This is a genomic window from Desulfosporomusa polytropa (assembly GCF_055380075.1).
Genome location: NZ_AP042400.1, coordinates 2,002,837 through 2,017,681 on the forward strand (window position 1 = coordinate 2,002,837; position 14,845 = coordinate 2,017,681).

The window sequence follows — 14,845 nt, forward strand, 5'->3', positions numbered from 1 at the left end:
TGATTCTGAAAACAAAATGAAAAAGCTAAGTAATCACCTCAATTGTTATGTATCCCCTGCTTATCTCGCATACAACTCTTACTAAGTATCTATCCCGTCCCAACATCTAGAAGAAAGCCCCTACAATTTACTTTTTCAGTAAATTGTAGGGGCTTCGTTTATCAATATCTCTAACAGACGACACTATTGGATGACTACCACTAGGCAAATGATATAAATTCTTAATCATAATAATTAGGCTTAATCGTCAATTATTTTAAATACACTTTTTAATGAGTTTTGTTCAGCAAAGGCTGCTTGGTACTCTTCCAATGGATACACACCGCCAATCAAACCTTCCATAGAAACCAGTTTTTTCTCCAATAATCTGAGAGCAGCATCCAAGGGACCGCAACGGGATCCTACTAAAGTGATTTCATTTACTACCCATAAGGTTGGATTTAACAACGCCTGGTCGTGATAAGTACTTTTTAACACCACTTTTCCCATCGGTTTTACTATTCTTTGCGCATAGCTTAAACCAGCCTGATTTCCTGTAGCATCTACTACTACATCAAAATAACTCTCATAGTCAACCTCAGAAATCAACTGGGCCCTCGCCTTGTTTTTTAGCAAAAGCAAGGATTTTTCATTTCTTCCTAATATAGTTAAATCACAGCCAGTAAGGCTGAGCACCTGTCCTATCAGCTGTCCAAGCTTGCCATTTCCCACAATGGCTACCTTATTAGTTGGCTTGATATGACATTGGTTGGTAATTTCCAGCGCAGCAGCCAGCGGTTCGGCAAACACTGCTTCTAAATCAGAGATAGCATCAGGAACCAAATGCAGATTTGCTAACGGCAAAGTAATATACTGGGCAAAGGCTCCATCTTTATTGGTAATGCCCAGTACTCTACGGTTTTTACAGTGGTTACTGTGGCCTTGATGACAACACTCGCATTCTCCGCAACCCAGGTTAATTTCGCCAACTACGCGTTTACCAAGATAAGTTGAATCCTCTGCCTCTTCCACTACTCCAACAAACTCGTGTCCTAAAATTCCCTGAAAACCTTTATAACCTTTAATGATTTCTTTATCTGTATTACAGATAGCTCCATAATGGACTTTAATTAAAGCCTCACCTTTTTCTCTTCTAGGCTGGGGATAATTCTCAATAATGGTTATTACCTCATCGAAATATAAACACTTCATTTTCGCATCTCCTACACAAGTTGATGGGCTACTATTTGGGGCAGAACATCCCGATTTTCTTTGGTAACGGTAATGACCTTCACTTTTGGATGATTTCTGATTCGATCAGTCCAACCTTTACTCGCCAGTTTTATAACGCCTAAAACTGGTATATTGCCATCCAGAGTATCAATAACTTCCTTTTGGAAAGTAAGAGCGTCACGTTCTAGGCTGCCACATTCATCCATTAAGATCAGGCTTGAACTGGTTCGGGCAGCCCTGATCAATTCAACGCCGTATGTGTCAAATTTTTTAATTAAAGTCTGAGGTGGGATGCCTTCGAAAAAACGAACAACTGCGTTTTTTTCCCTGAAACTCTTTGGTTCATGGGCAGAATTCATATACAGCAGTTTGTTTGCCAATTCCCTATCCGGACCGTAGTAGGTTTTAAACCCCCCGGGGGGTATTTTCAATAGGGAAAGAGTTTTGGCAATAACCGTGCTTTTCCCGACTTGTATTTCACCTGTAAGAAATATATGCATGTATTAGACCCCTTTTGATTTCAAAAAGAACGAGTCAACGAACCATACCCCTAACTCATACTATGTATGCTATCTAACTGGTTTGTGGTTCTCGCTGAGAGAGTATACGTCTTCTGGTGTATTAAGGTTGCAAAACATTTTTTCAAGGTCTCCAACCAAACATAAATCACTTTCAACTATTTTACGTACTCTTACAACAGGGTAAAATCTGTATACCTGACTAACATTGGCCTGCAAACACCGCTCTATAGGGTTAATGCAATTACGGGAATAGACTGCGCAAAGTGGTTCCAACTGATTTCGTATTTCTGGAACTACTACGTCATACCCCACTCTACGTTCAAGCAAATACCTTGCTAACTCCTCTGTAAAAAACGGCATGTCGCATGATACTAGAAAGGAATGTCGATGTTGAGCAGCCATAAGACCTGCATGCATACCCCCGAGAGGACCCATGCCTGGATAACTGTCTGGCACCTCCACAATCCCCGGCAAGTTATACTTTGCTGTATTGTTGCTGGCAACAATTATTTCATCCACAAAGTTCCGCAGTTTTCTCACAGTACGCTCTATGAGGGTTTCATTATCATAAAGTAATAAAGTTTTATCACGCCCCATTCGTGAACTGCGTCCCCCTGCTAAAATTATACCGCTCACTGCCATGATACTCCCCCTGTCTTACATTTTTGAACTTATGCGAATAGACGTCAGATAGATCACCTACTGTAAATGTCCTTAAGATTTACCCAACAATGCCTACCAGATAGCGTTGATTAATAAGACTTAGACATACATATCGTTCTCACCTGCTCGCCTACTAATATTTCTAGCATAACTGTCAAGTCAGGACCACCAGCATGTGGTATTCGCTTACGCAAAAAGAGCCGGTTTGTGTAGTTTCCACACCACACGAACCGGCACCCTAAAGTAAGGGATGCTGTTTCTAAAGGGTCATTTGAAGCACTCAAATACCTACACCCCTTTATTCACCTCAATTGAAGCTCCAGGCACAACCGGTTCACCATCCGGCCTCCGAGCATATTGCAATGCCTTGGTCGGGCAGGCGTTCAGGCACGCGGCACAAGAATAGCAGTCGGCTTTGGTTTTATCACCGTCCAGCAAATGATTGGTATGGCCGGTAGGGCAAACGCGGCGGCAAGCACCACAATCAATGCACTTGGCTTGGTTCCAGCGAACGTGAAACCATGAAACACGTTCCACCAGCCAGCCTGTCAGTCCGAACGGGCAGGCCAACGTACACCAGGGGCGGTAAAAAAATAGCGATATAAACAGCAACACAGCGATAAAAGCCGCGCTCACCATTGTCAGATGCGATGGATCAAACACCTTAAAGGGATCAATCGGCCCGATGAAATCAAACGGCATCGCAAGGGCAACCATAATGAAAGCAACAAATACTGTGATCCGGATGCCATTGGTGACAGCAAAAGGCATCCGGATTTTTTTCTTCACAGGAGACACTTGATACAACCAATCCTGCAACGTACCAAGCTGACAGCCCCAGCCGCAAATCAGCTTATTTCCAATAACAACTAGCAAGGTGAAAATCACAAAGGCGACTAGCCGGGGTGGAAAAATGGTTCGTTCCGCCCCATAAAGCGCAATAGCATCTTTCACTGTCCCCATGGGTGAAGGATCACTGCCCAATAAGATACCAAATATGGTAAAAGCTCCTGCCATCAGCCATGTCCGCCGTCTATGTGTCACCCAGTTCCTCATCAAAAGCAAGATCGCCCCAATGGCAATTATCCACCACAGGGTAAATTTTAGCAGAATTAGCTTCCAATTCTTACTCTTTTCCTCTGTTGACAACACGAGAAGTTTACGGATAGACTCGTGCGCCTGCTCGTTGGAAATATTCAATGCTTGCAGCGTGGCCACACGGGCTGCAGGCGTGTCTGCTATGGTAAGCTGTTTGAGTAAAACCGCTGCCTCCAAATTATTTTCCTGTGCCAGCCGCTCCATTGTCCATTCCGGCTGCAAAACAGGTTGGGGTGCTTCTTTGGCAGCAAGCGCTGTCAGACTGCTCGATAACAGCAGCATTCCTGTCAACACTAGGATAAATAACTGTTTCATACCATCTGCACTCCTTTCATTAGCCACTAAATAATACGATTATAAAACGCCTTAATTATTACTGTCACTCGAACATCTCAGTTATTCAAAAAGTCAACGCCTTTTTGGGGCACTTTTCTACGCACCGATTGCATTTCAAACAATCGTTATGAGTAAAGCCCGCTGTGTTTCCTTTTTCAGTGTAGGGGGACAATTGCAACGGGCATGCTGCTGTACAAAGTTTACAATTCACACAGGAACTTGCAACATTTAACGGCATAGGCTTGGGTTTCGCACTAAACCAACTTGCCATAGTACCCATTGGGCAGAAAGAGCACCAGGTACGTTGATGATAAATTACCCCTAGCCCAATTCCAACGATTGTTGTAATCAGGATAATCCGGACAAACACCGCTCCCATAGCAGGTAAATTACCCCATGCGTAATACATCTGTACACCAAAAACACCCATAATGAACATAACCATACATACTCGAAAACCAGTACTACGAAAAATAGCCGGTATAGGTTTCTTGGGTGACATTTTTGCAATTACGTTATCGTAAAAACTACCACGCGGACAATAATTTCCACACCAATATCGTCCTTTATAGGGAGCCATTATAACTGGTGCAAGCATACATATTATTGCTAGTAAACCAATTACCGGATAAATAAGGCCTACAGCTAGGAAAACCAATAAGATCCAGAACAAATATTGTTGAATATTACTTTTCATGCTATTACCCTTTCTAAATCCCTTAGTATCGTGTTACTTAAACTATCTCATTTCTTTAACATGGTAATCATTGTTTTGGTTAAGTCTTCAATTCGCCGGCGTGCTACAACATCATCGACATTGATTCCACTCAAACATGCCTCTGTATAGCCTTCAAGGATATGCGCACTAAGTTTATTCATTGCACCCATTACAGCACTCAACTGGAATAGAACATCCTCACATTTCTTGTCTTCTTCCACCATTCTTTCAATACCGGCAATATGACCTTTGATTGTACCTAATCGCTGAAGCACACTCTTTCTCATCTGCTCATTAGCCATAACTCATACTCCTTTTGGTATTAAATTCATCATATATTTTGCTTATTTTCCCCCATAATGCTTAAATACGTTTGTTTGTCCCGCCCCCTATGGAGGGGGATATGTTTTTAATATATACTATTATCTCCTTAAAAACAATACCCCAAATATAAACTTCACTGATAGTTTACCTAAGATGGGTTTTCTCAATCCCTAAATAAGACTCTTAATTGGTGGGCTTGCTCACCAAAAGCCTCCTCTACAAAAAAAAGGCTGGCAAGGTGACCACAAAATCACCCGACCAGTCATTGTTTTATCCACCCCATTATTTCTAAATTTAAAGGGAACACATTTTCAAGTTGTGTTCCCCTTTTTTAGTACAAATGCACATTGTACTATTCAGCGGCTTAAGTAGCCACTAAGCGACATTCTATTAAATTGTGGGATTCATTAAGGTTCCATTTCAGTAGAAATCGCCCCCCATCCCTGCGCGTCTCTTTTCTGCGCTTCCTTTTTTCACTCTCTACTTCTTTTCTTGTCTTTATTATATAATATTATTCTGATTATTGCAATTATTATTTGTGTTTTTATCTTAAGAAATCGATTTTCTTATATAATACTAGGTGTTTTAGTAATCACTAAAATTATCTTTGCATATTCTGATAAAAACTTGAAGTGAGGTTTATATGGAAAAAGCCGAATTTATCCAAATATGCCGAGACAATGTGACAACTGCAAACCATGAGTTGTCAGCGAAAATCCTGCCTGCCGCTCGCAAATATATGCTACATCAAAATAAAGGTAAACTGCCTGTAATATGGCTTGAAACTAATGATAGCGGCGATAACAATATTGCCTTCATGAATACGACCTATCCTTACTTGCAACAAGTATTTGCCGATATGATTAACCTCTTATACAGTAATACTTTCATGGCCGCCCAGGGTAAAGACGCTCTTGACCTGTTGTTTAGCTCGGCTAAGAAATACAAGGGAAACTTCATCCTTGTAGTGGAAGGTGCCATTCCCACGAAGGATAATGGCATCTATAACGTAGTGGCCCAGACAAAAAAAAGAGCGATTACGGCCTTAGAAGCAGTTACCACTCTCGGGGAGATGGCTGGGTACGTTATAGCCCTCGGAACCTGTGCAAGCTTTGGCGGTGCCTCCTCTGCCGCACCTAACCTGACCGGCTCGGTTGGAGTCAACAAAGTATTAACCAGAGAAATCATAAATGTGAGCGGCTGCCCTGTGAACCCCGATTGGTTTGTGGGTACGCTGGCTCATTTACTCATGTACGGCAAGCCGGAACTTGACGCATTGGGACGACCCACTTTATTTTACGGCAATACCATTCACCGCCATTGCCAACGACGTTCTTATTTTGACAAAAAGGACTTTGCTGAAAAGTTAGGCGATATCGAGTGTATGTTTTCTTTAGGTTGTATCGGACCGAAAACTAGTGCAGATTGCCCATATCGCCAATGGACCAACCATGTCAGTTGGCCTGTTAAAGTAAATACGCCCTGTATCGGCTGTACTAATCAGGATTTTCCCGACGGCTCAACTCCCTTCTTTGTTCCTCTACCACAAAAAGATAAAAGCACCCAGACGGGTGCGGAAAAATCGGGTTCGGCAGCGAAAGGAGATTCCAATGAGTCCAAAAAAAATCCTATTTAGCCCAGTTACCCGTCTGAGTGGATTACTATCTGTGGAATTATCTATGGAAGATAATGTCATTCACGAAGCTGATGTTAGCTGTACCATGTTCCGTGGTTATGAGTATATCATGCGTGAACATCATGTTACCGATGCTGTCTATCTAACGCAACGCATTTGTGGCATATGCTCGACTGCCCACGGTGCAGTTGCAAGTTATTTATTAGATGCTCTATATGATAATGAAATTCAAGAGAAGGCCCAGTATTTAAGGAATATCATGCTAGCCGCCGATTTCCTCCAAAATCATATCAGACATTTTTACTTCTTTGGACTACCAGACTATGTTGTTATGCCGAATTATCCCCCATTTCTTGAGCAAAACTGTAACGATTGCCGGTTAAACACTGAAGATAACCACCGTATAGCCTCTCATTATATGGAAGCTGTGCAAATATCCGAAAAGTGCCACCAGTTATTGACTCTGTTCGGTGGAAAAGTACCTCATCAACACAGTTTTGTCCACGGGGGCGTAGCAGTAGCCCCTACTGTTGATAAAATAAATCAAGCACTTACGCTAATTCGGGACATTCGCAAGTTTATTGGCCGTTGCCTGATGCCTGATACTGAACTGATTGCCCACTGCTACGAAGACTATTTTGCAATCGGAGAAACGCCAAGACGTTTTCTATCCTTTGGCCTTTTCCGGTTTGGGAGTAAAAATGAACAGCTTCTATGGAAAGACGGCGTTCTTAGTGATCATTACTCCAAACCAAGATTAGACCTCCTGCAAGAGGACATCACTTATGCGTGGTATGAACGTTCCCAATCCATGACCAACTCCGAAGTTCATCCTGCCCCCTATAAACCTGAGGCTTATTCCTGGACAAAAGCGGTGCTTTATAATGGCAGGCATTATGAAGGTGGCCCTCTGGCTCGTATGACATTTAATGGTTTCTACTCAGGTGGTACATCTACTATGGATCGCATTGTGGCTCGGTCACTAGAAACAGAACTAATTGCAAAATTAATAGAAAAGTGGCTCACCGAAATTGAACCCGGTAAACCACCACTCGATCAAAAAAAGGAACTGGTTATGAATCAGGCTATTGCAGTAACAGACGCCATGCGGGGACCATTGCTCCATAGCGCTCAAGTTAGAGATGAAAAAGTCGAGTATTATGATATCATTACACCAACTGTTTGGAACTTCTCTCCAAAAGATGCAAATAACCGCCGGGGTCCTGTCGAATCAGCTCTGGTAGGCACAAGCATTTCATCACCTGAACTGAAATACATTATACCTGGACGCATCATTCGTTCATTTGACCCCTGTATTTCATGTGCGACGCATTAAATTATAGGCTCCTTAAATACAATTTTAGGGAAATTTATTTTCATTCCTAACCAATAGCTTTCTGAGACATCACTTAATAGCGATGCCTCAGAAGGTTTGTTCTTATGTCTCATTGTGGTTTGTTTAAATCAAATTACTTAACAGGTCGGACTACAATCATCTTCAAAGCAGCAGAACAGCAAAATAATAATAATGATTATTATAATCCAACTAAAATTACCAGATCCTCCACCGCAGCCGAATCTCCCTCCCATAAGTATACCTCCTCATTAGTAGTTTAATGGAATATACTATAATATATGGAGTTTTGATCGGTTTGGCGACAAATAAATTTCACCCCAAAGGGTCAGCCTGTTACGGCACCCAATGGGGTTATTGTCACTGTTCTACAATATTTCGTTGGAAGTAATCTGTACTGAAAAGTCACCTTTACTTGTCCGTTTAATGACGCCCTTCTTACCGGCACCATCATCAACTGTAATGGCTTGCAGATTGTGAGTCATCATAAAGTTAAGCACATCCTGTTTTATGAAAGCTTCCCAGCCCATCTTCTTTGAATTAGCTTGTTCTGATTTTTCTACTACGTCTTCTGTCATAAGTAATCTTCTCCCTTTTCTTCGTTAGATATTATATTTGATTTTACTAATAAACCGTACTTTTAGTACACTCATCATAAAATTAAGATACTTACCATTATTGAACTTTTGCGAGCAATATCCCAGTTACTTCCTGAATAATAAAATCGATATCCGCAAGCATACAATACAAGGTTCTACCACTGGGCATGGTTTTTTCCTGCTGAATAAACCGACACCCATCCTCCCTCAAAGCTTGAATGTTTCTTTGTACTACCGGTTTTTTGTACATTTTGGGATTCATGTGAGGAGCAAAAACGGTGACTGCCTCTGTTGACAGGATCGTCGTAGACAACATATCGTCCGCTATGCCGTTGGCTGCTTTTCCAATACTATTTGCAGTTGCGGGAGCAATTAACAATAAATCTGCCTTATCCGCAAGCTTTTTGTGCCCCGTATTCCATGAAACCGGATCTGCAAATTGATCCAAAGAAACCGGATTGCCGGATGCGTTGCGGAAGGTCAACGGTGCAATAAATTTGGTGGCACTATTCGTCATAATTACGTCAACATTGGCGTGCAACGCTACCAATTTGTTTACAATATCTGCCGCCTTATAGGCCGGACTGCATCCCGTCACACCAACTATGATATTTTTTCCTTTAAGCATTTTATCTACTCTTTTCGATGTTTATATTCTATCATCATACCAACTATAGGTATCTACATACTTCTGAACAAACCAATTACTTTCCCTGCAATCGACACATTCTCCGCGTATATGGGTTCCATTGAATCATTTTCTGGCTGTAGCCGAATGCGTCTTGCTTCTTTAAAGAAACGTTTTACAGTTGCTTCTTCGTTATCGATTAAAGCTACCACAATATCTCCATTGCTGGCATTATTCTGCTGCCGAACAAGCAAGTAATCTCCGTCTAAGATACCCGCGTTGATCATACTATCGCCCTTCACTGTTAACATAAATACATTATCTTCACTACCTATCAATTCAGCAGGCAGCGGATAGGTTTCTTCAATGTTTTCAATGGCAAGTATCGGCTGACCAGCAGTAACTATGCCAACGAGCGGAACCGGGATAACCGTCTTATGTCTCCATGGTGCTTCATCGAGTACGTCAATCGCGCGAGGTTTAGTAGGATCACGTTTTATATAACCTAACGATTCCAATTTAGTCAAATGTGAATGCACTGTGGAGCTACTGCTCAATCCAACGGCTTCACCTATTTCCCGAACAGACGGAGGATAACCTTTAGCCCGAAGGTTTTCTTTTATATAATCTAATATTTGTTTTTGCTTTGTGCTTAGTGAACTAACGGTCAATCATATCACCTCAATGATATTGTACCATAAAAGGGCAAAAAAAAGAACGTTAGTTTGTAAACTTTATCGAACATACTTGCGAAGAATATATGTTCCATATTGCAATATGTTCAAGCAAACAAACATTAACGTAGTATTCAAACCCGCCTCAAATACTATTCTTTAGAGTTTTTCAACAGTCTCAAATTTACTCCCTGTTTGTTTTTAAGGTCTGCAGATAATCGGCTTCCCATAGTGGACTTGAATATCCGTGATTACCGTCACTCTTAAACAAATAAGGGTATTTTTTAAGCACAATTATTTCTTCACGCTCTAATCTTCTTAGATGGAAATGGAAAATGTTACACATCAATTCAGTGTCTCTAGCCTGCAAGGCCGTAATCAATGCGCTATGCTGGCGTAATGTTTCCTCCAGACTACTACCGCAGGTCAATAGCCTCATTCGCCGGTAATGGCCACCCACATTTTGAATGGCTTGCAGGCAAAACAGTTTGCCTGTCACAGTATAAAATACTTGATGAAATTCTTCATCCAGCCAGAGAAAACGACGGATGTCCACATCCTTTTGGGAGCAAAGCTCCTGCTGCTGACGCAGAACCTCGTGCAGCAGCGTAATATCAGACGGCGTATGGCAAGCCATGAATAGTTTCATTACCTCTTCCTCTACAGAAAGGCGCAAAAAGCACTCTTGTTCCACACGCGAAATATCAATTTGAGAAATCATTGTGCCACGCTGTGGCAATAAGGTCACAAGCCCCTCCTGATCCAGCCGCATAAGAGCATCCCTCACAGGTGAACGTCCAATTTGAAAATGCTCGCAAATATCTTTGATGCTCATAATGGCACCAGGCTGCAAGTATAGTTCCACAATAGCGCGGCGCAGTACAGAGTACACCTCACCATCAGTCACAATCGGTTTTTTAAGGGACAACAATTGTTCGTCGTATTGCAATGATAGTTCTCCTTTTTGGTTGAGACAGCATTTTCGCAAAGCGATACGGCACTATAGGCGGGACATTTTATGGATACTCTCCCACAAACCATTCAGATAGCTTGCACCAAGTGCTCTGTCATAAAGACCATAGCCGGGCATGGCTACCTCACCCCAGATGGCGCGGCCGTGGTCGGGACGAATAGGTCCGTCAAAGCCGCTATCATAAAGCGCCTTCATAATGGTAAACATATCCAAGGAGCCATCGCTAGAAATATGTGCCGCCTCTTCAAAATTGCCGGGTGCGTTGTAGCGCAGATTGCGTACATGGGCAAAGTGAATACGTCCTTTTAAGGCGTGAATAATGTCCGGAATATCATTTTCTGGATTAGATCCCAGACTACCAGTGCAAAGTGTTACGCCATTATAAGGACTATCCACAAGGCTGACAAGACGCAAAATATTTTCTTTATTTCTTATTATTCTAGGCAGCCCAAATACGGGCCAAGCAGGATCATCCGGATGAATTGCCATTTTAATACCATATTTGTCACAGGTCGGCATGATGCATGCAAGAAAATACTTGAGGTTTTTAAACAGCTGTTCCTCATTTACTTCCTTATACATGGCAAATAACTCTTTGATACGAGCCATGCGTTCTGGCTCCCAGCCCGGCAATACAAAGCCGTTTGACATTGCCTCCATGGAAGACAGCATGTCATCTGGGTTAATTTGATCAATGATTTTCTGATCATAGGCTAATACGGTAGCGCCATCTGAACGCATCTTAGCAAGATCTGTTCTGGTCCAGTCAAACACAGGCATAAAATTGTAGCAAACCAGATGGATATCTGCCTTACCCAAACGTTCAAGCGTTTTAATATAATTGCTGATATACTCTTCCCGGTCAGGCGAACCAACCTTTATGGAATCATGTATGTTAACGCTCTCAATGCCAGCTACTGTCAGCCCGGCCTTTTCCACTTCTTCCTTCATGCCGCGAATGGCCTCTGTCCTCCAGAGTTCTCCGGGTTTAGTTCCATATAAAGTGGTAATAACGCCTGTTACACCTGCTACCTGACGAATTTGTGCCAAACTAACTGAATCGTAACCGGTGCCAAACCAGCGCATTGTCATTTGCATAAATACTGCTCCTTCCAATGCCGCCGAAATTTACCTTTATTTTACACGCTCGGCGGCAAAAAATCAATTGATAACAAGTTTAATGCCATTAATAAATAACGTTCATATATACAGGGAGAATAAGAAACACCAGCCATGCATTTAGAAAAATGCACCGCTCCCACCTCTGATACACTGCTCAGCCCGCGCTTATAGGGAAAGATCCCCAGCAACTTGCGCTCCAGCATGTCGCTGCGCGTATAAATGTCAGGAGTCTCCTCCTCCAGAGCGTGAAATATTTCATGAAGCAGAGCAATACTGATAATATCATCTTCGGGAGTAAAGACTTCTAATCCATTTTCCCGAATGAATTGCCTTATAAGCAAAAGTGTACTGTTATTTAAAGTAATTGTCCGAATAGCCGGCCCGTAAAGCCCCATATACAGATATGGGTCCCGCAATTCTTCGGTAGTATACACAAATTTTATCTTCATTACCTCTAAAAGCTCCTGCGTCGAAAGCTGACCATACTGTGCCGCAACACGCTGCGCCATATTGGCAGCGGTTTGCATTGCACCGTCTATGGCTGTAGACTCTTCCTCACTGCTGAGTCTACAGCCGCAAAGATCACTTTTGAGTGTACTGTGGTACCATACGGCGTCAGAGCACTCCAGCGCCATCTGCACACCCCGGTGCAGTGCCACCGGGTCATACTTTGCCGGTATCATGCCAACTCATTGCGGGCCAGCACCAAAATCAGTTTATCCTCCGGTTCCTGGTCGCATAGCTCAGCTTCAATTAGACCGGAAACCTGCGTAAACTCGGGAATGCCGGAATAATCCATTACCCTTGAACCGGCTATGACGTACACATCTGGATTGATGCGCACTTCCCTGGAGAAATTGCTGGTAGTGTCCCACAGCCTTTTAAGGATATCGGCTGCATCCTTCATTGTGGTACATTCTACAAAACCATTAGCACGTTGAATCTTAATAAAGCCTTTTTTATCGATAACCTGCACTGGTGATTTGTCATTCTTTTGGGCTGTTGTAACAAAGATAAAGCCGTTAGATGCAGCCAGTTTCACTTCACTCTTAGCAATACCAAGCGATTCTGCAGCAATATCAATGGCTTCTTCCTCACTGCAATTTTTCATTAGGTCAGTGGTTTTTACTTCGGTCGAGCCCATGGCAATCGCAGTCACCTTCTGGGCTTGTTCATCAATCTCGACATATACTTCAATACTGTCTTCCACCGCACCGCTATTCATGGCAAGTTCCTTAGCCTCTTTTTTCAGTTGGGCAATGTCGGCTGCTGTCGGACTGGAAATGGTTCTTTCCACCATCTCACGCACCATAGCCAGCGCCACACCAATCGAAGATATTACCTCAGCATTTTCAGGAATTTGATATTTGAAATCCAGCATGTTGGCCGTAAAGGTTAAGAGGGTACCTGCGCCGCCTCCGGCACCAACAAGTACGATCTGCTCACGTTCAATTTTATATTTAGTAATCAAATCTTCGATGACAGGTATAATCTTTTCACAGGACTTTGTCAGGATGGCTTTGGCGGTTTCTTCAATGGACATGCCCACTTCGTCGGCTAAAAGCTGCATGGCTTTGCAGCTTGATTCGTAGTTGCCACGTGCGTAATCGGTTTCTTCCAGAATACCCAGTACATTTGCCGCACAGGTGTTGGTGATTGCTACGCTCTCACCGTTATTCAGCTTGATGACCACATAGTCGGCCGGATCGTTTTCACGAGGTTTTATATGATACAGTGTCGCCCCGTCAAACAGCTCAGAAGCCGTAAAGCAGGAATAACCCACACCGGCAATATGTGCAGAACGTGGTCCTACATCAACGACTGCGCCCTTTTTGGCACGTACCATGCTCCCCCCAGCAACACCTAACACGCGTACATCAAGGCTATTTACATAGGTGCGGTGTCCACCGATGATGGAATAATCGACAGTCGGGCGTCCATTCTTGATGACGCCGATATTGGTAGACGTACCGCCTACCTCAAAATAAATACCGTTTGAAGCGCGCAGGTACATCAAAGCACCAATGACGCTAGCCGCAGGGCCAGATAACATCGTCAGAATCGGACGCTTTTTCATCTCACCAATTTCCATAACACCGCCGTCGCCACGCATAATCATCAGCGGAACATTGATGTTAGTAGCACGTACGCTCTCTTCTGTAGAATTGGCGGTTTCCAGCATTTTTGGCAGAATAGAAGCGTTCAAAGCGGCAGTGCGGGTACGCGTCGTCAAACCGTACAATTTGGTAATATCTGACGCCATACTGCAAGGAATACCTTGTTTTTCTGCTTCCTCAGCCACAAGGCGTTCTTCTTGCATGTTATCCACACCAAATGCTTTACTGGCAACAATTACGCGATCACCCTGACTAACCAGTTCTTTTATGGTATCTGTAACCTTTTCCCGTGACATTTCCTTCACTTTTAAATAGGCATGGTCAATTTCGATAAACTTGCCAGTACCAAGATCGATATCTTTGATCTTAGTCTGCCTTTTGGCAAGGTAGCCTTCAATCCAACCGCCGCCCATACCAATCACACCTACACGGGCCACATCTCCCTCCAAAAGGGCATTGGTGGCTTGCGTGGTGCTATGTGCGATAAAGATAACCTCTTCGGGCTTAATGTCATTCTCAGCAAGACATTTCTGAAATGCCTCCACAACACCTGCAGCCACGCCGCGTTCGTGGTGATGGGTAGTCATAACCGAGCCTTTGCCCACAATTTCGTTTGTACTGTTATCAATAGCGACAGCTTTGGTGTGAGTGCCGCCAACATCAATCCCTATGCGAATTGCTCTGTTACTCATAAATATAATCCTCCGAAATGCTTAGGTGTCCCGGACTTTCCAGCTAATGAAAAATGTTGACTCTGACAATCCTGCTGGTATGTCCGGGACAAGCCCAAATGTCATTATTTTTTGCTTCGTTTTTGAAAAAGCCGGCCAGCCTATCTACGTGGTCTGAGCCGGTTCCTTATATTGCTGA

The 14,845-nt window shown here is 43.0% G+C and carries 15 protein-coding genes; 2 read left to right on the forward strand and 13 right to left on the reverse strand.

All coding sequences use genetic code 11. From position 1 onward, the window contains the following. Nucleotides 1-240 precede the first annotated feature (240 nt). The 6 genes from ACZ449_RS11230 to ACZ449_RS11255 all read right to left on the reverse strand — a co-directional run bounded on the left by ACZ449_RS11230 (nt 241) and on the right by ACZ449_RS11255 (nt 4,850). Nucleotides 241-1,191 carry an MDR/zinc-dependent alcohol dehydrogenase-like family protein gene (locus ACZ449_RS11230; protein ID WP_464261094.1) on the reverse strand — a complete coding sequence of 317 codons (951 nt, stop codon included), beginning with the start codon at nt 1,189-1,191 and terminating at the stop codon, nt 241-243. Between the two features lie 11 nt (nt 1,192-1,202). Continuing rightward, entirely contained in the window at nt 1,203-1,712 is a 510-nt protein-coding gene (locus ACZ449_RS11235) for a nucleoside-triphosphatase (RefSeq protein ID WP_464261095.1), read from the reverse strand. Nucleotides 1,713-1,781: 69 nt separating this feature from the next. Beyond that, the gene (gene mobA / locus ACZ449_RS11240) at nt 1,782-2,375 is read right to left on the reverse strand and encodes a molybdenum cofactor guanylyltransferase (protein ID WP_464261096.1); all 594 of its coding nucleotides are present in this window, start codon (nt 2,373-2,375) and stop codon (nt 1,782-1,784) included. 309 nt (nt 2,376-2,684) lie between these two features. After that, nucleotides 2,685-3,809: a 4Fe-4S binding protein gene (locus tag ACZ449_RS11245; RefSeq protein WP_464261097.1), complete on the reverse strand. Its 1,125-nt coding sequence runs from the start codon at nt 3,807-3,809 to the stop codon at nt 2,685-2,687. Nucleotides 3,810-3,894: 85 nt separating this feature from the next. Beyond that, nucleotides 3,895-4,527, reverse strand: coding sequence for a 4Fe-4S binding protein (locus ACZ449_RS11250; protein ID WP_464261098.1), 633 nt, complete (start codon nt 4,525-4,527; stop codon nt 3,895-3,897). A gap of 47 nt (nt 4,528-4,574) precedes the next feature. Beyond that, the gene (locus ACZ449_RS11255; protein ID WP_464261099.1) at nt 4,575-4,850 is read right to left on the reverse strand and encodes a metal-sensitive transcriptional regulator; all 276 of its coding nucleotides are present in this window, start codon (nt 4,848-4,850) and stop codon (nt 4,575-4,577) included. Between the two features lie 665 nt (nt 4,851-5,515). Between ACZ449_RS11255 and ACZ449_RS11260 the strand changes: the two genes are divergently transcribed. Further along, on the forward strand, nt 5,516-6,508 hold the full coding sequence (locus ACZ449_RS11260; RefSeq protein ID WP_464261100.1) for a hydrogenase small subunit: 993 nt from the start codon (nt 5,516-5,518) through the stop codon (nt 6,506-6,508). Beyond that, nucleotides 6,483-7,844: a nickel-dependent hydrogenase large subunit gene (locus ACZ449_RS11265; RefSeq protein WP_464261101.1), complete on the forward strand. Its 1,362-nt coding sequence runs from the start codon at nt 6,483-6,485 to the stop codon at nt 7,842-7,844. The genes ACZ449_RS11260 and ACZ449_RS11265 overlap by 26 nt, the downstream gene beginning before the upstream one ends. Nucleotides 7,845-8,230: 386 nt before the next feature. On the opposite strand, the gene ACZ449_RS11270 is transcribed toward ACZ449_RS11265, so the two are convergent. The 7 genes from ACZ449_RS11270 to ACZ449_RS11300 form a co-directional block, all read right to left on the reverse strand. Continuing rightward, nucleotides 8,231-8,440 (reverse strand): hypothetical protein, encoded by a 210-nt coding sequence (locus tag ACZ449_RS11270; RefSeq protein ID WP_464261102.1) that lies wholly within the window; start codon nt 8,438-8,440, stop codon nt 8,231-8,233. Between the two features lie 97 nt (nt 8,441-8,537). Beyond that, complete coding sequence (locus tag ACZ449_RS11275) at nt 8,538-9,089, reverse strand: flavoprotein (RefSeq protein ID WP_464261103.1); 552 nt, start codon at nt 9,087-9,089, stop codon at nt 8,538-8,540. A gap of 53 nt (nt 9,090-9,142) precedes the next feature. After that, nucleotides 9,143-9,760 (reverse strand): transcriptional repressor LexA, encoded by a 618-nt coding sequence (gene lexA / locus ACZ449_RS11280; protein WP_464261104.1) that lies wholly within the window; start codon nt 9,758-9,760, stop codon nt 9,143-9,145. Nucleotides 9,761-9,947: 187 nt separating this feature from the next. Further along, nucleotides 9,948-10,712 carry a GntR family transcriptional regulator gene (locus tag ACZ449_RS11285; RefSeq protein ID WP_464261105.1) on the reverse strand — a complete coding sequence of 255 codons (765 nt, stop codon included), beginning with the start codon at nt 10,710-10,712 and terminating at the stop codon, nt 9,948-9,950. 51 nt (nt 10,713-10,763) lie between these two features. Next, entirely contained in the window at nt 10,764-11,834 is a 1,071-nt protein-coding gene (gene uxuA, locus ACZ449_RS11290; RefSeq protein ID WP_464261106.1) for a mannonate dehydratase, read from the reverse strand. A 41-nt stretch (nt 11,835-11,875) separates the two neighbouring features. Further along, the gene (locus tag ACZ449_RS11295) at nt 11,876-12,541 is read right to left on the reverse strand and encodes a hypothetical protein (protein WP_464261107.1); all 666 of its coding nucleotides are present in this window, start codon (nt 12,539-12,541) and stop codon (nt 11,876-11,878) included. Beyond that, the gene (locus ACZ449_RS11300; RefSeq protein WP_464261108.1) at nt 12,538-14,667 is read right to left on the reverse strand and encodes a hydantoinase/oxoprolinase family protein; all 2,130 of its coding nucleotides are present in this window, start codon (nt 14,665-14,667) and stop codon (nt 12,538-12,540) included. The genes ACZ449_RS11295 and ACZ449_RS11300 overlap by 4 nt, the downstream gene beginning before the upstream one ends. Between the last annotated feature and the right edge of the window lie 178 nt (nt 14,668-14,845).